Annotated in this window: 17 protein-coding genes; 8 read left to right on the forward strand and 9 right to left on the reverse strand. The window is 47.8% G+C overall.

Annotated elements, in window-relative coordinates; translation table 11 throughout:
- Window positions 1-10: 10 nt before the first annotated feature.
- Window positions 11-439 (forward strand): hypothetical protein, encoded by a 429-nt coding sequence (locus tag AB9P05_RS12060; protein WP_371909078.1) that lies wholly within the window; start codon window positions 11-13, stop codon window positions 437-439.
- 99 nt (window positions 440-538) lie between these two features.
- On the opposite strand, the gene AB9P05_RS12065 is transcribed toward AB9P05_RS12060, so the two are convergent.
- The 9 genes from AB9P05_RS12065 to AB9P05_RS12105 all read right to left on the reverse strand — a co-directional run bounded on the left by AB9P05_RS12065 (window position 539) and on the right by AB9P05_RS12105 (window position 8,921).
- Window positions 539-2,059, reverse strand: a complete 1,521-nt coding sequence (locus AB9P05_RS12065; protein ID WP_371909079.1) for an alanine/glycine:cation symporter family protein — start codon at window positions 2,057-2,059, stop codon at window positions 539-541.
- A gap of 82 nt (window positions 2,060-2,141) precedes the next feature.
- Window positions 2,142-3,044: an NAD(P)-dependent oxidoreductase gene (locus tag AB9P05_RS12070; protein WP_371909080.1), complete on the reverse strand. Its 903-nt coding sequence runs from the start codon at window positions 3,042-3,044 to the stop codon at window positions 2,142-2,144.
- The gene (locus AB9P05_RS12075) at window positions 3,044-3,904 is read right to left on the reverse strand and encodes a peptidylprolyl isomerase (RefSeq protein ID WP_371909081.1); all 861 of its coding nucleotides are present in this window, start codon (window positions 3,902-3,904) and stop codon (window positions 3,044-3,046) included. Before AB9P05_RS12075 ends, AB9P05_RS12070 begins: the two co-directional genes overlap by 1 nt.
- A gap of 42 nt (window positions 3,905-3,946) precedes the next feature.
- The gene (gene hemC / locus AB9P05_RS12080; RefSeq protein WP_371909082.1) at window positions 3,947-4,873 is read right to left on the reverse strand and encodes a hydroxymethylbilane synthase; all 927 of its coding nucleotides are present in this window, start codon (window positions 4,871-4,873) and stop codon (window positions 3,947-3,949) included.
- Between the two features lie 3 nt (window positions 4,874-4,876).
- Window positions 4,877-5,791 carry a 30S ribosomal protein S6--L-glutamate ligase gene (gene rimK / locus AB9P05_RS12085; RefSeq protein ID WP_371909083.1) on the reverse strand — a complete coding sequence of 305 codons (915 nt, stop codon included), beginning with the start codon at window positions 5,789-5,791 and terminating at the stop codon, window positions 4,877-4,879.
- A complete protein-coding gene (locus tag AB9P05_RS12090; protein WP_371909084.1) occupies window positions 5,788-6,222 on the reverse strand; it encodes an ATP-dependent zinc protease in 435 nt (144 codons plus the stop codon). The genes rimK and AB9P05_RS12090 overlap by 4 nt, the downstream gene beginning before the upstream one ends.
- A 17-nt stretch (window positions 6,223-6,239) precedes the next feature.
- Window positions 6,240-7,409, reverse strand: coding sequence for an ATP-binding protein (locus tag AB9P05_RS12095; RefSeq protein ID WP_371909085.1), 1,170 nt, complete (start codon window positions 7,407-7,409; stop codon window positions 6,240-6,242).
- The gene (locus tag AB9P05_RS12100; protein ID WP_371909086.1) at window positions 7,372-8,592 is read right to left on the reverse strand and encodes a GlmU family protein; all 1,221 of its coding nucleotides are present in this window, start codon (window positions 8,590-8,592) and stop codon (window positions 7,372-7,374) included. Before AB9P05_RS12100 ends, AB9P05_RS12095 begins: the two co-directional genes overlap by 38 nt.
- 86 nt (window positions 8,593-8,678) lie before the next feature.
- Window positions 8,679-8,921 (reverse strand): type B 50S ribosomal protein L31, encoded by a 243-nt coding sequence (locus AB9P05_RS12105; protein WP_371909087.1) that lies wholly within the window; start codon window positions 8,919-8,921, stop codon window positions 8,679-8,681.
- Window positions 8,922-9,131: 210 nt separating this feature from the next.
- Between AB9P05_RS12105 and AB9P05_RS12110 the strand changes: the two genes are divergently transcribed.
- The 7 genes from AB9P05_RS12110 to AB9P05_RS12140 all read left to right on the forward strand — a co-directional run bounded on the left by AB9P05_RS12110 (window position 9,132) and on the right by AB9P05_RS12140 (window position 19,894).
- Window positions 9,132-13,148 carry a hypothetical protein gene (locus AB9P05_RS12110; protein WP_371909088.1) on the forward strand — a complete coding sequence of 1,339 codons (4,017 nt, stop codon included), beginning with the start codon at window positions 9,132-9,134 and terminating at the stop codon, window positions 13,146-13,148.
- 18 nt (window positions 13,149-13,166) lie between these two features.
- Window positions 13,167-13,535 (forward strand): cupin domain-containing protein, encoded by a 369-nt coding sequence (locus AB9P05_RS12115; RefSeq protein ID WP_371909089.1) that lies wholly within the window; start codon window positions 13,167-13,169, stop codon window positions 13,533-13,535.
- 96 nt (window positions 13,536-13,631) lie between these two features.
- Window positions 13,632-15,317, forward strand: coding sequence for a capsule assembly Wzi family protein (locus AB9P05_RS12120; RefSeq protein WP_371909090.1), 1,686 nt, complete (start codon window positions 13,632-13,634; stop codon window positions 15,315-15,317).
- Window positions 15,318-15,383: 66 nt separating this feature from the next.
- Window positions 15,384-17,234, forward strand: coding sequence for an ABC transporter ATP-binding protein (locus tag AB9P05_RS12125; protein WP_371909091.1), 1,851 nt, complete (start codon window positions 15,384-15,386; stop codon window positions 17,232-17,234).
- Window positions 17,235-17,323: 89 nt separating this feature from the next.
- Entirely contained in the window at window positions 17,324-17,695 is a 372-nt protein-coding gene (locus AB9P05_RS12130; protein WP_371909092.1) for a hypothetical protein, read from the forward strand.
- A 66-nt stretch (window positions 17,696-17,761) separates the two neighbouring features.
- Entirely contained in the window at window positions 17,762-18,349 is a 588-nt protein-coding gene (gene lpcA, locus AB9P05_RS12135; protein ID WP_371909093.1) for a D-sedoheptulose 7-phosphate isomerase, read from the forward strand.
- Between the two features lie 6 nt (window positions 18,350-18,355).
- Window positions 18,356-19,894: a YifB family Mg chelatase-like AAA ATPase gene (locus AB9P05_RS12140; protein ID WP_371909094.1), complete on the forward strand. Its 1,539-nt coding sequence runs from the start codon at window positions 18,356-18,358 to the stop codon at window positions 19,892-19,894.
- The last annotated feature ends 277 nt before the right edge of the window (window positions 19,895-20,171 follow it).

The raw sequence follows: 20,171 nt of genomic DNA on the forward strand, positions 1-20,171 counted from the left end.
GGGTAGCATAGTGTATTTATTCAGTGTTGAAAAAGATCAGTTATTGCTTATGCCTTCCGTAGATGTAATTAACCACAATGGTGCCAAGCTTGTCATAAACGATATGTCTTATGCCTCGCCCGAAGAAGTGATCAGTTGCTGCGAAAGGAGCATTGAGATCATGAAACAATTCGGCGAGGGTTCTGCTCACGTCCTGGCCAACTGCACAGGCATGAGATTCAATTCGGATGTGATCCAGATAGTGAAGAATACCACTAAGACCAATCGTCCCTATGTAAGGACCACAGCAGTGGTAGGCCTGGAAGGCTTCACCAAGATACTGGTAAAAGTGGTAATTAGTTTCTCAGGAAGAGACATGAAAATCTGTGAAACTGAAGCCGAGGCGAAAAACTGGCTGGCTGAACGCTATGCTGAGATAGAAGAACCCGTATTAGTTTAATTACGGGTCAGTTACCTAAGATCCATTTTCATACTAATAAAAAGAGGCTGCCAGCATCAATGCAGGCAGCCTCTTTTGTATTCTAGTGTCCCGTTTCTGTTAGGCACTGACTTTTTCTTTGGTCTCCTTGTTATTGATGTCCGCTACGAATTCGTTCAGTTCCTTTTTCACCAGCGGTGCCAGTACATACAGTCCTATAAGGTTAGGAAAGGACATGGCAAATATCATTGCATCCGAGAAGTCTACAATCGCCTGAAGGTTGGTGGCAGCCCCAAGCACCACAAAGCAGCAAAAGATAAATTTGTAGCTCAGTTCAGATAGGTGACTCTTACCAAAGAGGAAAGTCCATGACTTGAGGCCATAATATGACCATGAGATCATCGTAGAGAAAGCGAAGAGCATTACAGCTACAGCCAGTACCAGAGGAAACCACTCAATAACTGAAGCAAAGGCCGCTGAAGTAATAGCGATACCGTCGCTGGTTTCCATAGTATAGGTGCCGCTGATAATGATAACCAGGGCCGTAATGGTACAAACTACTACCGTATCTACAAATGGTTCCAGAGAGGCAACAAAGCCTTCCGTTACCGGCTTTCTGGTTTTTACGGCTGAGTGTGCAATGGCAGCAGACCCTACACCTGCCTCATTCGAGAAAGCGGCCCGACGAATACCCTGGATGAGTGTACCCACAATACCACCCGCAACAGCGCTTCCGTTAAACGCCCCGTCGATAATGGCTCCGAAAGCTGCAGGAATCGCCGTGAAGTTAGCACCAAGTACAATCAGCGCACCCAATACATATACGGCACACATGATAGGTACGATCTTCTCAGTAACCTTGGCAATACTCTGGATACCCCCTATGATCACAATCGCCACAAGTACAGCCATGATCACACCAAATACCCACGTATTCTGACCGATATACGTATCAGGACCACCCGTAACAGCTACAAACTGCTGAGCCGCCTGGTTTACCTGAAACATGTTACCTCCACCGAAGGAACCCCCGATACACATGATAGCAAAGAAACCGGCAAGGAACATACCTATTCCTCCAAACCCTTTATTAGCGAAGCCCTTGCGCAGATAATGCATAGGACCACCGGAAACAGAACCGTCTGCATGCACATCACGGAACTTTACCGCCAGCGTACACTCCGTAAATTTAGAGCTCATGCCCAGTAGGCCGGCGATGATCATCCAGAAGGTGGCACCAGGGCCTCCCAGCGATACGGCAATAGCTACACCCGCTATATTACCCAGGCCTACAGTACCCGAAAGGGCTGCAGTAAGTGCCTGAAAGTGAGTTACCTCTCCCGGGTCATCTTCAGATGAATATTTTCCTTTCACGATCTGAAGTGCCCTGCCAAAACCGCGAATATTAATAAACTTCAGATAAAGCGTAAAGAAAAGCGCACCGAACAGGAGCCACACGAGTATGAAGGGAATGGAAATTCCTTCAGCTACTTCAAAACTTACAAATACAATGTTTGAAATAACCTCAGTGGCCGGGGCCACTTTCTCATTAATTAATTGGTCTATCCCTTTTTCTTCCTGTGCCATGGCACCCGTACAAGCAAGTAACAAGAATGAAAAAGCAAGAATAAATCGTTTCATTTTATAGCCTTGATCCAACAATTTGATTTTACGAAATGCTGAATATACAGCAAATTGGGGTGGCATTCAAAAAAAGAAGCAATTAGGCGTCTAATTGCTTCTTTAATAGGGAGAGCCCTTCCATGAATGGTCTAGGTTCGTATCCGAGCTCACTGCGGGCTTTTGAGATGTCCAGCCCGGTGCGTGGGGGACGTTTTGCCGGCTGGGTGAAATTGCTGCTGTCAGCTTTCGTAATGAGTCCCCGGTCCAGTCCGAAGTAGTCTGCGGTAGCCACGGCAATCTCGTAGGGAGTCATAGGTTCACTACCACTTATGTGGTAGACCCCCTGTGCCCGTTTTAATGCGGCCAGCTTACAGCCTTCCGCCAGGTCCTCTGCAAGCGTCGGGGTACGTAGTTGGTCAGTGACCACCTTAATGTTAATACCCTCCTCCAAGCTCTTCTTTACCCATAGAACAATATTACTGCGGGACATGCCCTGGGTATAACCATATACAAGTACCGTGCGTAATATGGCCCACCTGAGACCTGAGGCCTGCACCAGGTTTTCTGCCTGCAGTTTGCACTCACCATAATAATTTACCGGTGCCGGAGCATCCGTTTCTTTATAATGCTCCTCCTCTCCACTAAAAATAAAGTCAGTGGAGAGATAGATAAAGTGGCAATTCAGAGGCTTGCAGGCTTTCAGCAGATACGCTACAGCCTTCACGTTGTGCAAATAGCATTTGTCGCGGTCCAGCTCACACTCATCTACAAGTGTCAGGCTTGCCGTATGGATCACACAGTCCGGCTTCAGGTTTTGTATGAGTTGGCTCACCCCCCCTTCATCAGTCAGGTCCAGCGCATGATACGTACAGGATGGTGGCACAGTCCCCATGCGGGCTGGGCCCCGGGAGGTCGCATGGAGTGTGACGCCATCTGTTCCTGAGAGCAAATAAACCAGCTTCTGACCCAAAAGGCCATTTGCACCGGTAACCAGTATGTTCATTATTCCTTTTCTTCCGGGTAGGTGTAACCGTATTTTTCAGTTACTTCTTTCCGTGATTCCTCCACTATTTCCATAGTGATGTAAATAGGCTCCTCAGGTTTGTCATAAGGCCCCGTCTGTACCTGGGCTACCGAGTCAATAACAGGCAACCCTTCTACTACTTTGCCAAAAACTGTATAAGTACCGTCAAGGTGAGGGGCCCCCGGTGTGCTGCCATAGCGCTCTTTTACGCTGTCTGCCATCACAAACTTCTCATAGCCACCCATTTCTTTTTCTATCAGCGTATCTCCGTTATTAAAAAAACGCTCTACCACCGCGGTTTCCCCTTCCCGCTGTAACGTAAAGAGGCTGTCTCTCAGCGAAGCATATTTCGGCATGCTCAGTATTTGCTGAAGCATGCTGATACGCATTCCATCGTTACGCTGCTTTTCTATATCAGCCAGTTCATCCCCCTGCACAATATAAAACTGCGAGCCGGAAGACCGCTTCTCAGGGTTTACATTATCACCCTGGCGCGCTGCTGCCAGAGCACCTTTTACGTGTACGAACTTATCTACAAATTCCGCAGGAATGGTACGGTTAGTCTCAGCCCTCTTTTCTTCAGGGGTAATACCCTCCTTGGCAGTAATGTCCCCTGCCTGGATCATGAAGTTTTCTATCACCCTGTGAAAGGTCGTGCTGTCATATTTACCCTCCTGTACCAGGTTAAGGAAGTTTTCTTTATGCAGAGGTGTTTCTTCATATAAAAGCACCTTCATGTCTCCGTAAGGAGTGTGAATAAGCACAAGTTTCTCCTTTTCCTCACCACAGCTTACGGCCAGTACCATAAGGGCTGCGAGGCATATGTTGCGTAGTCTCATTTTCATCGTTGGTTGCAAAAATTATTGTAGTATAACGGATGTTCAGATTTGCTGCTTGATCTCCTGAAGGATGCGGCCTCCACCCTGAGCGATAACCTTATCACCCAGTGCGTTGCCCAGTGCCTCCGGGTCATCGGCAGGTCCCTCTACTTTAAGCCTGATCAGTTCCTCACCGGAAAGCGAGACAATGCCTCCCTCCAGGGCCAGGAGGTTTTCTGCAGTATAGTCCGCCAGTCCGAAAACAGGAATGCTACAGCCCCCCTGTAGCTTGCGAAGATAGGCTCTTTCTGCTAAAAGCCTTCTTTCAGTAGGCTCATCGTTCAGGTATTTGCGCAGCACAGCCTTCTTATTTACGTCCAGGGCTGTACTTACCTCTATAGCTACCGACCCCTGCCCCACAGCAGGAATAAACTCGCTCAGTGGGAGCTTATGCCGTATCATATGATCATATTCCATCCGGTGCACACCTGCAAAGGCCAGAAGAATAGCATCACAGAGTCCTTCCTCCATTTTACGGATACGCGTTTGGAGGTTTCCGCGTATATCTACTGTTTTAACCTTAGGGTAAAAGTGCTTAAGCAGAGCAATACGCCGGGTGCTGGAAGTACCTATCGTGAGGCTGTCACTATCAGAAAAGGATAACTCCTTATTGTGACTCACCACTACATCGTGCACATCTTCCCTTTCGGTAAAGGCTATAAGCTCAAAGCCTTTCGGCAGTTCTGATTGCATGTCTTTAGCACTGTGCACGGCTATATCTATCCTGCCCGCACGAAGCTGATCCTCAATCTCCTCAGTGAAAACCCCTTTACTGCCAATCTTATTGATGGCCACGTTCAGTTGCTTGTCACCCTTAGTTTCAATAGTCACAATTTCTGTGTCCACTCCGCCGGACTCAAGTCTATCCTGCACATAGTAGGCCTGCCACAAAGCCAGTTTACTGCCTCGTGTTCCTATTCGAATTTTCATGTATTACTCCTTCAGTTGTGTAGGTGTATTGCGTCTTCTTGGCTTTTGATAGTTCTTTTCACAGTATTCCACGATCTTACCCGCAATATCCAATTCCGTAGCTTTTTCTATTCCTTCCAGCCCTGGAGAGGAGTTCACCTCAAGTATCAAAGGTCCTCTGGAAGACTGCAGCATGTCCACACCTGCTACGGGAAGATTCAGCGCCTTAGCAGCCTTCAGTGCCGCCGCTTTTTCAGATCGCTTTAGCTTAACCACGGTAGCACTACCACCCCTGTGCAGGTTACTCCGGAATTCCCCCTCTTTACCCTGACGGCGAATGGCGCCCACTACTTCCCCATCAATGACAAATGCACGTAGGTCTGCGCCACCTGCCTCTTTGATAAACTCCTGCACAATCACACGGGCTTTGAGGCCATGGAAAGCCTCTATTACCGACTGGGCCGCCTTCTGTGTTTCAGCCAGCACCACGCCAAGCCCCTGCGTACCTTCCAGCAGTTTGATGATCAGCGGCGCCCCGCCTACCTGGCTTATCAGATTTTTTTCTTCCTTTGAGTAGTTAGTAAAAGCAGTATTCGGTAATCCCACACCAGCGCGGGCCATTACCTGCAGGCTCCGCAGCTTATCGCGTGAGCGCACAATGGCCTGAGAGTCCACGGCCGTAAATACCTTCATCATTTCAAACTGACGCACTACAGCCGTTCCATAGAAAGTGACAGAGGCACCAATACGAGGTATGACCGCATCGATATTTTCCACAGGCTGTCCTTTGTAGAAAATAGCAGGCTTATTCTCATGTATCACAATGTCACACTTAAGGTGATCAATGAGGATAGCCTTGTGGCCCCTTTCTTCAATTGCCTTCAGGAGCCGCGTTGTAGAGTAAAGGTTAGCGTTTCGGGAAAGGACAGCAATGTTCATGAGGTTTGGTTTTTAAGTTTTTTGGAAAGATCTTTTTTGGTTACATCAACTATATAACGGCCTGCCAGTAATTTACGCCCTAGCAAAACAGGGTTTTTCATAGAGCTTCGGTCTGCAAGACTGAATTCGGCTTTGAATGTACGGCCAAACAGTGTTACGTGAGTTCGGATTACATACCGGTTTTCTATTTGACCATTAGAGCTTTTAATGTTTTTCTGGATAAAGTCAGTGGTGCTAAACTTTCGTGCCTTCTTTTCATGTAAAGAATGACCCGAAAGATAAAAGGTAAGAACTTCCTTTGCGCCCTCCCGCTCCTTTTTAATGCGTGAACAATGGAGTGAACTGGTATAGGCGCCGGTGTCTACCTTTGCGTCCAGGTCATGTATCTGGAAGTCAGGAAAGTCGATAGTGTCTTTCCTGCCTATGGTCATTTTTTTCTTAGGGATAGTCATTTCGCACGTAATATCCTGGCTACCTGCAGGGAAAGATCCAGAAACAGTATCTTAGGATTAGCATTCCTCTCCAGGTGATAAAAAGCTGTATTTAGCTCGCTACTTACGGCAGATACCTTATCTGCATCCATAACCTTAACAAAATTTTTGATAAATTGCTGTTCCTCACCGTGTAATCTTGATAAGGTTTCCGCATGCGTGCACTGCAAAAGTGTTTCCCGCATCATAGCCAGCCCGTACTGTAATAGGTTTTTCTGCCCCATTTTTTTCATGCGCTGGAAGTGGTCGCTCCAGGCTACCATTTCTGAGAGGTCTACCGTATAGCAGTGGCGCATCCACACCCTGAATAACTCATGGCTGTCATCCTCCACTTCCTTTAGCAGCTCCACCGCTTTAGCCAGGCTACCTTCCGCCATGTGGGCTATCTGCCTGGCCTTGCTCTCTTCAGCCCCGTGCCGCTCTTCCAGCAAGCGCGCCAGGTCTTCGTCTGAAAAAGGAGGAATACGAAACTGCTGGGTTCGGCTTAGGATAGTAGTAAGCAGCTTTTCCGGATCCTGGCTCACCAGAATAAAGATCGTGTTCTCAGGAGGCTCTTCTAATATCTTCAGTATGCCATTGGCTGCCGAGGGGTGCATGAACTCCGGAAGCCATATAAGCATAATCTTATAGTTGCCCTCAAAACTCTTCAGACTCAGGCTGCGGATAATCTGCCGGCTTTCTTCTTTAGAAATGTTTAGCTGCTTATCCTCACCACCAAAGTGCCTGCTCCAGTCAGTGACAGTGCCGTAGGGCCGGTCCAGTAAAAAACTTCGCCAATCGGCCATAAAGCTCGCGCTTACCACATCCTTACCGGAAACCTTCTTTGTAGAACTTACAGGAAATGCAAAGTGCAGGTCCGGATGAATAAACTTATCATTTTTCACACAGCTCGCACACTGTCCGCAGCTATCGTGTTCCTGCTTATCCGTACAGTTTAGGTAAGTGGCAAAAGCCAGTGCGGTAGCCAGGCCGGCGCCTCCTTCCCGGCTGCTAAACAGCAGGGCATGAGCCAGGTGGTCCTTGTCCACTGCGCTCACCAGGTATTTTTTTGTCTCCGGCAAGCCGGGTATGTCCGCAAATCGCATAAGCTCAGGCTTTTTCCCAGTTACGATATTGGGCAGTTTCATTAAATACATAATCCAGTATGGACTTGTCTGCCTCACTCAGGTCCACACCTCGCCTCTGCATCACCAGTTCGGCTACCTCATAGGACTTTTTAAGCTGGAAAGTGGTAAAGCCATTGGCCCCGCCCCAGGCAAAGGAAGGGATGAAGTTTCGCGGAAAGCCCGAGCCGAATATATTAGCAGATACCCCCACCACAGTGCCAGTGTTAAACATGGTGTTAATTCCGCACTTGCTATGATCACCCATCATGAGCCCGCAAAACTGAAGGCCGCTGTTGGCAAAACCTCCCTTTGCATAGCTCCATAACTTTACCGGCGCATAGTTATTTTTCAGGTTACTCGTATTCGTATCTGCTCCCAGGTTGCACCATTCACCAATGACCGAGTTTCCTAGAAACCCTTCGTGCCCCTTATTGCTATAGCCAAAAATTACGCTGTTGCTCACCTCACCACCTACTTTAGAGAATGGGCCTACAGTTGAGTCCCCGCGCATTTTAGCACCCATATTAATATGAGAGCCTTCACACAAAGCAAAGGGGCCTTTAATGATGGCACCTTCGTGTACGTGAGCGTCCTTCCCTATGTATACAGGACCGCTTTCCGCATCAATGATTGCGGCCCGTATTTCGGCCCCCTCTTCGATAAACAGGTTGCCCATGCCATACACCTTGGTAAATTCATCACGCAGAGGGGCCGACGCTCTTTCACGTGTGATTAGCGTGAAATCCAGCCGGATCTGTTCGGCATTTTTGCTGAAAATATCCCAGGGATAGTCAATCCGGGAGAATGAGCCTTCATACTCAACTGCTTCAAGGTCGTTTGTCTGGCCTTCAGAAGTGAAAGTCTCAGCCTGAGATCGGCTGGTGCGCAGGGCAAGCACATTTCCCGCTTGCTGTAATAGGCTGCCAGGCTTCAGGTTTCGGATCGTTTCCACCAGTTTTTCGTCGGGGCAAAGGTGCCCGCTGATAAGCAGGTTGTCATCCTGTAGCAGTAGCGGATACCTGACAGATAGGTGGCGGGCAGTACTGTGGCTGAAAATAGCACCCTGGATATGCGGCGCAAGCCACCTCTCCCATTTTTCACCAATGGTGAGTATACCTGTGCGTATAGATGCCACAGGACGGGTAAAAGTAAAGGGAAGCAATTGCTCCCTCGCCGGGGATTGATCGAACAATACGATATTCATACCCGCAAAAATAAAAAAGTCTTACGGACACACTAGACCGTAAGACTTTATCGCAATATTTTTTATCGGCTTGGGGCGGGAGAAGATTACTTCTTCTTGTAGCGTCTGTTGAATTTCTCCACGCGACCGGCTGTATCCACGAATACCTTCTTACCAGTGTAGAAAGGATGTGATTCAGAGCTTACCTCGACTTTAACAAGGGGGTAAGTCGTGCCGTCCATGTCGATGGTATCTTTGGTATCAACAGTAGAACGAGTGATGAACTTTGTATCGCTCGTCGTGTCGTGAAATACTACTTCTCTATATTCAGGATGGATGCCCTTTTTCATCGTTGCCGTATTTTTCTTCGCACTAGCTTTTCTAAAAGAGGCACAAAGATAACGTGCGCTTTCCTTATTTACAAGCGTGCCTTGTTAATTTTTTGGATAGGGTTACCTGCTTAGTAACCAGTAAATTAAGAGTTATAACGGCAAAACTAAGGTATTTTTCAGTAATCGACCTCATATTTTGTAGCTTAAGCCGGGAAATATAAAGCCACTATGACTCGCCAGACTAAGATATCGCTGATCACTTCACTTTCGCTGGTCGCAGGCCTGCTATACTATTTCTTTGTATACGCCCAAAATCGCGAGGTTTTCCTCCATCGTCAAAACTACCGGATACTCTCACAGATATCTTCCAATCTGGAGCAAAAATTCATCAGCCTCAAAAAGTCCGCAAGCCGGCAGGGTAAAGATAACCTTTCTGCTGTATTCGAACTCATAGATAAAACTGAACTGGAGCCATGCGGCAATTCCGACTGTGCTACTTTCCTCGTAGAGAAATCCAAAGACAGTTTATTCGTCCACTACACCCAAGGCAGGCCAGGCCTCCTGTTTTACTCTGAGAGCTTGAAGGATTCCATGCTCGTGCGCCTTCCCATTGAGACCCTCCTGCAGGGGCTTCTCAGGCAAAAGTTTGACGAGTACGTCCTGTTCAGAAATGAAAAGGCCATATACTCAACCCTCCCTTCTGCCTATAATTCCACCTTTTTACATGATACAGTGGCTCATGGCGTATCAGAAATAGCCATAGGCGGATTTAATTATCTCCATTACGAGCAACCTCTCCGGATGGGCGACAATGCTGAATGGACATTGACAGGACTTAGAGACAAAAGTGCCTTCAACACTGAGAAATTTCGCGTATCCCCTTTCCTCCTTGCCGTTCTGGCTATTCTTTTCCTGGTATTTACGATGGGCATGCCTTTCATCAAACTCGCCCTGCTTAGCCGAAAGGAACAACTGGATACAAGAGATATACTCTTTGTAACAGCAGGACTCATACTCGGCAGCATGCTGCTAACCCTTCTGAGCCTGGATTTTCACAGTTACAGCTTTCCTGAACGCGCTAAAACCGAAAACAATCTCAAAAACCTGAATGAGAAGGTCAGGACCAACTTTACAGCAGAACTGGATAGCATGTATCGTCAGTTGCAGGCGATAGATAAAAACAAGGGGAGAGATGGAGAATGGAATATGCCCGGATGGTTAGGGGTAACAGCAACCGATGTGATATACCCCTATTTCTTTCAGGTGATATGGATGAATGCCGAAGGCAACCAAAAAGGCATGCCCAAGTACTCTACCAGCCGGACAATAACACCTAAAATCGATGTTTCAGACAGGGGCTATTTCCGATACCTCAAAGATCCCGAAAAGTACTGGAAACTTCCTGGTATGGAAGGAGAGGGGTTTGTGCTGGAACAGATTATTTCCTGGAATACAGGAGAGTACCTCACCGTGATGGGAATTAAGAGCAAAAGTAGCATTGGGGCCTACTCATCAGCAATTACCACGCAGATGGTCTCCGTGTCGGATCCGGTGGTGGCCCCGGGGTATTCATTTGCCATAATAGATAGCGAAGGAAAAGTGCTATACCATTCCGATAGTGAAAAGAGCTATCATGAAAACCTTATCACCGAATCTCAAAATAACGACCACCTCGTATCAGCTCTTCAGGCCCGCCACGACAATACCTTTACCATGACCTACATGGGGAGACTCCACCGGGCTTATATACACCCCGTAGAAGGCACACCTCTTTCCCTGGTGACGATGGCTGATTCAGATTATTTCCGGACCAGCAATACCCTGATTTTAACATCAGTAGGCTTGATGGCCCTTCTGCTTTTTTCTTTATATGGCTATCAGTTTGTGGTAAAAAGAGTGATCTCATACCGCAAGTCAATGATGGAGTACCAGACCACACAGTTTGGCTGGCTGCGACCTAATGAACAATTAGTTAGAGAATACGGAATGCTCACCGTCGCCCATGTCCTGCATCTGGTGTTACTTACTATCGTACATTTTCTATACATCAGGAGTGGTCACGGCCAGGTTGTCTTACCCCTCTTTCTGATAGCTCCTGCGATCGCCGTATTTTTTAGCTTCAGGCAGTTAGGTGTGTTTACCGGGCGGAGTACAGCCAGGGAGGTAAAAGGGATGAATGTCGCAGTACTCAGTACAATCCTGCTTGTGTTTCTTCTCAGTATCGCCATCATGAACCTCCGGGCATTTTTGCTTCTATTGTACATACTGCCTGCTTCACTGTTGTATTATCTTGCCCTACCTTCCCAGGCTAACAGACACAGACCTATCGGGAGGCTTTCTGTCTGGGTAAACCGCTTCTTTAAGATTAAAAGTAGAAACCGGTATTACGCGTTTCTATTGAGCCTTATTACCATCGTTTCCATCGCCCCTGTTTTATCAATCTATGAGGTAACCTATGACAGGGAGCTACTGATCTCCAAGTCTTACGACCTTGTCCAGATGGGGCGCCATCTGGACAGGCACCTGGCTGAATTTGAAAGCATGACAGAACAAAGGCCTGGGCTGAGAGCCTATGAGAATGGATTCCTTACCCTTAGTACCTATGGAGATTTCAAAGGAGTGAACTATCGTAAGATACCGCCTGCTAAAATAGATGTCACCTCACCAGATCTGAATGAAAATGAGGATATATACGAGGTAATCACTCACATCAGACCATTTTTCAATACCCTTGCCCGGGCGAATAATGAAATGATCTGGAGGGCTTCCGCAGACAGTTCCTGGTATAAATTCTTCACCAGTGATATAGACAAACTGGAGAAAAGAAATGATGCCAGTTTCAGATCCCTCAGACAACTCGCAGACAAAATGGGCAAGCAGAGTGATGAATTTAAGGATACACTTATAGTAGTATACAAAGGACATAGGCCCTCCGATTATGCCTTTCTGTTAGGCTCCGGGATCAAACCCTTTAACCTCGCAAGCAGCAGTGGAAATAATGAGAGCTTTGCACTATACAGAAATGGGCTCGCCCGGTTTTTTCTGATGTTTTTTCTGCCTTCGATTATTGGCTTTATCCTCCTCTACAGCATTATTCGCTTTTGCATACAAAAAATATTTCTCTATCAGCGGCTCCAGAGTCCTGCCCTGTTTTGCACCACGGACCGACTTATTCACCTGCTTGAGCAACACGATATTTTTCTGGTTGGATTGCCTCGTTCAGGCCGCTCCCATATGATCAACCAATTCCGTAAAGACTCCAAACACCAATGTCTCTACGTGGATTTCCGTACCTGGTCCGATACCGAAACAGATGCGGTAGAGTTAATAAATGGTAAAAAGGTGATTATTCTAGATCACCTGGAGCATGACTGGAATGAAAAAGAGTTCAATGATGCTAAAATGAAGTTCATATGCCGGATTATCTCTAATAAACAGGATGACCAGCACATCATAATATCTTCAGCATTAGTGCCCCGGCATTTGGGTCTCTTTGACGTAGAAGATTCCCCTGAGCTGCATCGCTTTATGTTATTGCTAAACCGGTTTGTGAAGCTTTTCTACCCCCTTAAGGATACCAAAGAGGGATGCCCTTGCATAGAAATTGCTGAGAATCACAAATACTGGAAGCGGATATGCTATACCATTAAGCACGAAACCGCACTCGGGTATTACATGAAGGGTCTGCGGGATCCCCTTATGAACTATTTCCGGGGACTTTTGACCACCGGAAGAGGGGCTCACCTGGAAGAAGAAGTGCTTCTCAAGATCCAAAGCCTGGCTCACCTTTACTATAAGAGCCTTTGGCAATTTCTCACTACGGAAGAAAAGGTAGTAGTAATAGATATGGCCCGTGACGGACTGGTCAATGATAAAAATATACCCATCATTAATATCCTGATCAATAAGGGTATATTCCGGTATGATGAAGACCGCAAGATATTGGAAATGATGAATAACAGCTTCCGGAACTTTGTCCTCACCCAGCTTTCAGAAAAAGAAGAAAAAAACCTTAAGGATAAGATGAAAGGCCATGCTACCTGGAATACATTCAAAATTCCGGCCATCATAATGGTCACCACCATCGTACTCTTTTTGCTGGCTACTCAGCAAGATACCGTAGAAGAGATTGCCGCATTCGTAGGAGCATCAGCAGCTACCATCACCGTGATTCTCCGCGCCCTCTCAGGCCTGTTTAATAAAACCCGGACCGCTGGTGATGATGTGGCCGGGGGTACTCCCTAAATTCATTTTATGAGTGACATGAAAAATCCAGTAAATATCCTGCAGAAGTTTTCCCTATTCACTGACCAATGGTCACCAAAAATCATTGGAGAACTGAATGGTCAATATGTAAAACTCGCACGCCTGAAAGATGAGTTTGTGTGGCACAGCCATAAGCACGAGGATGAGCTGTTCATGATCATGAAAGGCACCCTGATCATGGAGTTTCGTGACCGTACTGAAAGGATAGAGGAGGGCGAGATGATCATCGTACCCCGTGGTGTGGAGCACTTTCCCAGGACTGAGAATGGTGAAGAGGTGTGGGTGCTCCTTTTTGAGCCAAAAGATACCAAGCACACCGGTGAGGTGGATCACCAAAAAACCGTGCGTGATCAGTCTTGGATTTGAAAAATACTCCCTTCTCTGCCTTAAAATTACATTTTGGCTTCCAAAGACACTAAAAAGCCTAAATTGCAGCGTTTTATATAAAACTGTTCGCAATCGATGATCAGGTACCTTCTCCTTTTTGTACTCCTGTTGCAGTCGGCCCCCTTTGTACAGGCCCAAAGTACCAATGCACCCCTTAATCCGGATTACTACCACATAATAGACCGTAACGTGATTAAAGGAGGTACCCTAAATGTGCCCTTTTACACCTCCGTAAAAGCCTATCAGCGCCAGCATATTGCAGGTTTTGCAGCCTCCTACCCCGATTCTTCCCTGCATTATGATAACCGGAGCCGGTTCAACCGGGCATACCTGCTTCAGGATAACTGGGAGTATACCGACACCATACACTGGCAAAGTGAAAAGCCCTTGTGGAATACCTTTTTCCGCAGTAAGTCCGATCTTTACTCAGTCCGTACTAAAGACTTTGATTTGCACCTCAATCCTGTATTAGGACTGTTTGCCGGCCGGGAGACAGGCGCAGAAGACCTGCGGTTTATTAATACCAGGGGGCTGCAATTGCGAGCCACCATCGACGAACGTATAGGAGTGTATACCTTTATCGGGGAAAACCAGATTCGTTTTCCTGACTTCACCCGCCACTATATCCGTCGCCAGAATGTAGTGCCCGGTGAAGGGTTCTGGAAAGTATACAAGGACGATACCACCGCTTTCGATTTTATTACTGCCAGGGGCTATCTCAGCCTGCGCGTAAGTGACCACGTTAATCTGCAGTTTGGTCAGGACAGGTTCTTCTTCGGAGATGGCTACCGCAGCCTTATCCTCAGTGATTTCCCTAAAGACTACCTTTTTCTCAAGGTGCAGACCAATGTGTGGCGCATAAACTACACCAACCTATTTGCCGAAATGGTCGCCAGAGTGCCGGCCACTTTCAATGGCGCAAAGCCTAATGAGCGGTACCCTAAAAAATACCTCGCCTTCCACCACCTGGGCGTAAGGCTGCTGGAGAACCTCCAGGTAGGCATTTTTGAAGCAGTTATGTACGGTCAGGAAGATGACAACGGGATAGAGCTAAGCTACCTCAACCCCATTATCTTTTACCGTGCCATAGAGCAGCAGAACGGCAGCGTAGACAATGCCATACTTGGTCTGGATGCACGATGGGATATACGTAAGCGCTACAGCCTGTATGGACAACTCGTCATAGACGAAGTAGTGCTTGACGAGCTACGCTCAGGCGAAGGCTGGTGGGGCAATAAATTTGGTGTACAGGCCGGACTCAAATACATAGATGCCTTCGGTATACCTCACCTCGATCTGCAGGCAGAAGCAAACCTGGTAAGGCCCTACACCTACACCCACATTACAGATTTTACAAACTATGCCCACTACCGGCAGCCCCTGGCTCACCCGCTCGGAGCCAACTTCAAAGAGTTTGTGGGTATAGCCCGTTATCAGCCCCACGAACGTATCTGGCTCACAGGCAGGTTGCTTCGTGCCACCTATGGCACAGACACCACCGGAGTCAACTACGGAGGGGATGTCTTTAAAAATTACAATACCCGAGAGCAGGAATATGGCAATCAGATTGGGCAGGGCATAAGTAATACAGTTACTCAGGCCATGCTGGATGCGCGCTATATGTGGAAGCACAACCTCTTTCTGGAAGCTTCCTACACACTCCGCAGGCATGAGAGCGACCTGATCGCCTCTCCACAGGATACGCATTTTGTGCAGGCCGGTGTGCGCTGGAACCTTCCGGCCCGTCAATACGATTATTAAACCTGCAAAGTCCCCGCGGCTTAGCCGTGCCTTTTTACGGTTAAAATTGGGTAAATTGCCCCACAAATGAAGACCTACCTACGTATTTTATCATATGCGCGCCCCATGGGCTGGCTTGGACCTAAGTATGCCATAACCACCCTGATAGCCATCATACTCGGCACCGTGCAGCTTACCATGATCATTCCTTTGCTGAACATCCTGTTTGTAAAGCAGCCCTCCCCGGAGGAAATGGAGCGCATGAGACAAGCCCCTGAGTTTACCGGGGCCGACCCCCAGTATTTTATCGATCTGTTTAACTACTATTTTGTACAGCAGCTCGATAAATACGGCAATATGGGCGCCTTGCAGTACGTCTGCGGTATTGTGATCGTCATTACCCTGCTTGGAGGTATATTCACCTACCTCTCTAATGTCACCCTCTCCCAGGTGCGGGCCAATGTGATTACAAACCTCAGGATGGACCTTTTTAATAAGGTAAGTATGTTGCACCTCGGTTACTTTTCAGATGAACGAAAAGGTGACGTTATGTCACGCGTTACGAACGATATTCAGGAAGTGGAAAAGACCGTAGTGGACAGCCTTAAGACCGTATTGCGCGATCCCGTGCAGATCATCGTATTCTTTATTGCCCTCTTTTACATATCCGTTAAACTTACCCTGTTCACCATTATTTTTCTGCCCGTTACCGGCCTTATCATCTCTGAAGTAGTACGCAGGCTCAAGAAAAAAGCCAGGCAGAGCCAGGAGAGCCTTGGCAGAATAGTAGAGATGATAGACGAAACAATCAGCGGCATGCGCGTGGTAAAAGCCTTTAATGCCCGGCCTCACATTATCCGTAAATTTGGCAAAGAAGTAGGTCGGTATGCACGCCTCAATGTGAGCATGGCTCAAAAGAACGAAGCCGCCAGCCCCATTTCCCAGTTACTTGGTGTAGGCGTGGCAGTCGGTATCATTCTTTACGGCGGCCAGCTCATCTTTACCGGAGACTCCACCCTGAGTGGCTCAGCCTTTATCGGTTACATCGCCATCTTTATCCAGGTCCTTAATCCCTCCAAAGCTATTTCGCGCTCACTCAGTAATATACAGCGCGGCCTTGCTGCCGGTGATCGTATTTTTCAGACCCTGGACACCGTACCCGCCATACAGGATAGTAATTCGGCAAAAGAGCTCGATGATTTCAGTCAGCAGATCGAGTTCAGGAATGTCAGCTTTGCCTATGGCGATACGCCAGTCCTCAAAAACATTAACCTCACCGTTTCCAAAGGTAAAATGATAGCCCTTGTAGGACCTTCCGGTGGGGGTAAATCTACCCTCGCCGATCTTGTGCCTCGCTTTTATGATCCAAAGCAGGGAGGCGTCTACCTGGATGGGCATGACCTGCGTCACCTTACCCTGGAAAGCATCAGACGCCAAATGGGAGTCGTCACACAGGAATCTATCCTGTTTAACGACACCATTTTCAGTAATATCGCCTTCGGCAAACCCGAAGCATCGGAAGAAGAAGTGGTACATGCAGCCAAAATTGCCAATGCCCATGATTTTATTACAGCTACCGAACAAGGCTACCAGACCGTAATAGGAGAGAGGGGAAGTAAGCTTAGCGGAGGACAGCGTCAGCGCCTCAGTATTGCCAGAGCCGTACTTAAAAACCCTCCCATCCTCATCCTCGACGAGGCTACATCCGCACTGGACACAGAGAGCGAAAAGCTCGTGCAGCAAGCCCTTACAAGCCTTATGCAGAATCGTACCTCTATCGTGATCGCCCATAGGCTCAGCACCATTAAGCATGCTGATGAGATCATTGTGATCCAGAATGGAGAAATAGTAGAGAGAGGTACACATGATCAACTCATGGAAAACCAGGGGATGTATCGCAAGCTCAATCAGATGCAAATGGCCCACCCTGAGAGTTGATATTTTTCCTTAAAAAATCACATCCCTAAACACTCCGTTGTTTTTACCCGTTGTTTTTCTGATTTTTGGTCAGGACATTAACCGGCCCCATGAAAAATTTTAAATTCATATTCCTAGCAATCTATTTCCTTTATCACCTGGCGCTCGTGATACTGGTACTCACAATAGATAACTCCTTTCAGTTTGTAATGAATAACATGGTACCCGGTGCCTTACTGGGTATGTTGCTCTTTCTGATAAACCTTGGCATGGTCATTACCCTCGTCTCCCGTTATAAAAAGCGCCTCGGCAAGCTTGAGAAAGAGATACTTGAGGTCAAATCCCGCGTCTATGACCGCGAGAAGAAAGAAGAAGAAATAGACCGGGATCTGGAGGCTTTTGGCCGCACCATGTCTGCCGAGGAAAAAAAGAAGAAGCAATTGGGTTCCGGTGACAGTACCGCCGGAGAGGAGAAAGCCTAAGCCAAATCCTAAAGAATAGTCAAAGGGCGGATAATACTCCGCCCTTTTGTATTTTAGCGCCCCTAAATGACTAGCATGGCAGATAGCATACACACCATCCAAAAAGAATTAAAGGAAGCAGCCTCCGTGCTGGATCGCTTCCTGAGTGATCCTGAACACATTAAAAGCATCGAAACCGCCGCTCATCTGATGGCTGAGGCTATCAGCAACGGTGGAAAAATGATATCCTGCGGAAACGGAGGCAGCCATTGCGATGCCATGCACTTTGCCGAGGAGCTTACCGGTAGATACCGTAATGAGCGCCCTGCCCTGCCTGCCCTGTGTGCTTCCGACCCCTCCCATATCTCCTGTGTAGGAAATGATTATGGCTTCGAGTATATATTCAGCCGTTTTGTAGAGGCCCATGGACGTTCCGGTGATGTGCTGCTTGCCATTAGCACCAGCGGAAACTCCCCCAATGTGCTGCGTGCTGCTGAAACAGCAAGCAAGCAAGGGGTGAAGGTAGTAGGCCTTACCGGCAAGGATGGAGGTAAACTCGCCCCCCTGTGCGATGTGGAGATCAGAGTTCCCCATAGTGGTTACGCCGATCGTATCCAGGAGATACACATCAAGGTCATCCACATACTCATTCTTTTAATAGAAGAAAATATCTGATATTTCATGCTGGCTAAAACATACGCTAGCGCCGTTTATGGCGTAGATGCAAGTATTGTCACTATAGAAGCATCCATAGTTAGTGGCACCAAATTCTTTATAGTCGGACTGCCGGATAATGCTGTCCGTGAGAGTATACACCGGATAGAGTCAGCATTTAAGCACAGTAAGTTTCACTTTCCCAGGCAAAAGGTAGTAGTAAACCTTGCGCCTGCCGACACTAAAAAGGAGGGAGCAGCCTATGACCTGCCCATGGCCCTTAGCGTAATACACGCCAGTGGCCAGCGTGACCTCCGTTCCCTTGAAGAATATGTCATCATGGGAGAGCTTTCCCTTGACGGTGTGCTTCGCCCTGTCAAAGGAGTACTCCCTATAGCCATAGAGGCCAGGAAAAGAAAATTCAAAGGCTTTATCCTGCCCAAAGAAAATGCTTCAGAAGCCTCCATAGTCAATAACCTGGATGTGATCGGTGTGCAAACCCTGCAGGAAGCAGTAGAATTCCTCTCTGGAGATAAGCCTATTGCCCCCCTTGTTACGGATACCCGCGATATCTTTCAGCATGAGCAGAATGATTATGATGCCGATTTTGCCGATGTACAGGGCCAGGAGAACATCAAGCGCTCCCTCGAAATAGCCGCGGCGGGTGGGCACAACGTCATCCTAATAGGCCCTCCCGGTGCAGGCAAGACCATGCTGGCCAAGCGCCTGCCCAGTATACTACCCCCTCTTACCCTGCATGAAGCATTAGAGACCACCAAGATACACTCCGTGGCTGGTAAGCTTGGTACAGATGCATCCCTCATAGCACGCAGACCCTTCCGCTCCCCGCACCACACCGTTAGCGACGTCGCTTTGGTAGGAGGCGGCGGAATACCCCAGCCCGGAGAAATATCACTGGCCCATAATGGCGTACTTTTCCTTGATGAGCTCCCCGAGTTTAAGCGGTCAGTACTCGAAGTAATGCGCCAGCCCCTGGAAGAGCGCACAGTCACCATTTCCAGGGCACGCATATCAGTAGATTTTCCCGCCAACTTCATGCTCATTGCCAGCATGAACCCCAGCCCAAGCGGTGAGTTTTATAAAGCCGATGGCAGTCACCCCGATTCAGAGATGGCCGTTAAGCGTTACCTGAGCCGAGTCAGCGGACCCCTCCTGGACCGTATCGACCTGCATGTGGAAGTTACCCCCGTCAGTTTTGACCAGATGACCTCCGAGCAAAAGACCGAAAGCAGCGCAGAGATTCGTGCACGCGTTATCCGCGCAAGGGAAATCCAGCTTGCCCGCTATGAAGAGATGCCACAGGTCTATTGCAATGCCATGATGCCAAGCCAGAAAGTTAAGGACATATGCCGGATTAATCAGGCCGGTAAAACCCTGCTCAAGGCCGCTATGGAAAAACTTGGGCTATCTGCCCGTGCCTATGATCGTATTCTCAAAGTGAGCCGTACCATTGCCGACCTGGCAGGCGAGGAGGCCATTCAGATAGAGCATCTGGCAGAAGCCATCCAGTATCGTAGCCTGGACCGCGATAGCTGGGTAGGGTAATTTTAAGATCGACTTATTACGCCAGTCACATCCTGTTTTAGGATTATTTTTCGCTTCCTGTTTGTGAGAAAAAACAGGGGACGATGTATCATTAAGCAATGGTGCATGTATCCACCCCTATGGCATTCACTTGCATTTTTAGTCTTCAAAGCGGTTTAAAAAGGTCTGGTTGCTGTTTTTTTACTCCTAAGAGTGTGAGTGTGAGGCAGCCTCCACCGTAGGTTAGCAGATTTTGTCAGCCCCTTATTTTTGCATAATTTAAATATTGGCTTATCAC

It is taken from the genome of Roseivirga sp. BDSF3-8 (assembly GCF_041449215.1).
Lineage (GTDB): Bacteria > Bacteroidota > Bacteroidia > Cytophagales > Cyclobacteriaceae > JBGNFV01.

Excerpts from the sequence above, each read along its gene's own strand:
- AB9P05_RS12090 (WP_371909084.1), bottom strand. The coding sequence starts at position 6,222 with ATGACCATAGGCAGGAAAGACACTATCGACTTTCCTGACTTCCAGATA.
- AB9P05_RS12070 (WP_371909080.1), bottom strand. The coding sequence starts at position 3,044 with ATGAACATACTGGTTACCGGTGCAAATGGCCTTTTGGGTCAGAAGCTG.
- AB9P05_RS12095 (WP_371909085.1), bottom strand. The coding sequence starts at position 7,409 with ATGAAACTGCCCAATATCGTAACTGGGAAAAAGCCTGAGCTTATGCGA.
- hemC (WP_371909082.1), bottom strand. The coding sequence starts at position 4,873 with ATGAAAATTCGAATAGGAACACGAGGCAGTAAACTGGCTTTGTGGCAG.
- AB9P05_RS12110 (WP_371909088.1), top strand. The coding sequence starts at position 9,132 with ATGACTCGCCAGACTAAGATATCGCTGATCACTTCACTTTCGCTGGTC.
- lpcA (WP_371909093.1), top strand. The coding sequence starts at position 17,762 with ATGACTAGCATGGCAGATAGCATACACACCATCCAAAAAGAATTAAAG.
- AB9P05_RS12100 (WP_371909086.1), bottom strand. The coding sequence starts at position 8,592 with ATGAATATCGTATTGTTCGATCAATCCCCGGCGAGGGAGCAATTGCTT.
- rimK (WP_371909083.1), bottom strand. The coding sequence starts at position 5,791 with ATGAACATTGCTGTCCTTTCCCGAAACGCTAACCTTTACTCTACAACG.
- AB9P05_RS12125 (WP_371909091.1), top strand. The coding sequence starts at position 15,384 with ATGAAGACCTACCTACGTATTTTATCATATGCGCGCCCCATGGGCTGG.
- AB9P05_RS12130 (WP_371909092.1), top strand. The coding sequence starts at position 17,324 with ATGAAAAATTTTAAATTCATATTCCTAGCAATCTATTTCCTTTATCAC.
- AB9P05_RS12075 (WP_371909081.1), bottom strand. The coding sequence starts at position 3,904 with ATGAGACTACGCAACATATGCCTCGCAGCCCTTATGGTACTGGCCGTA.
- AB9P05_RS12120 (WP_371909090.1), top strand. The coding sequence starts at position 13,632 with ATGATCAGGTACCTTCTCCTTTTTGTACTCCTGTTGCAGTCGGCCCCC.
- AB9P05_RS12065 (WP_371909079.1), bottom strand. The coding sequence starts at position 2,059 with ATGAAACGATTTATTCTTGCTTTTTCATTCTTGTTACTTGCTTGTACG.
- AB9P05_RS12105 (WP_371909087.1), bottom strand. The coding sequence starts at position 8,921 with ATGAAAAAGGGCATCCATCCTGAATATAGAGAAGTAGTATTTCACGAC.
- AB9P05_RS12140 (WP_371909094.1), top strand. The coding sequence starts at position 18,356 with ATGCTGGCTAAAACATACGCTAGCGCCGTTTATGGCGTAGATGCAAGT.
- AB9P05_RS12115 (WP_371909089.1), top strand. The coding sequence starts at position 13,167 with ATGAAAAATCCAGTAAATATCCTGCAGAAGTTTTCCCTATTCACTGAC.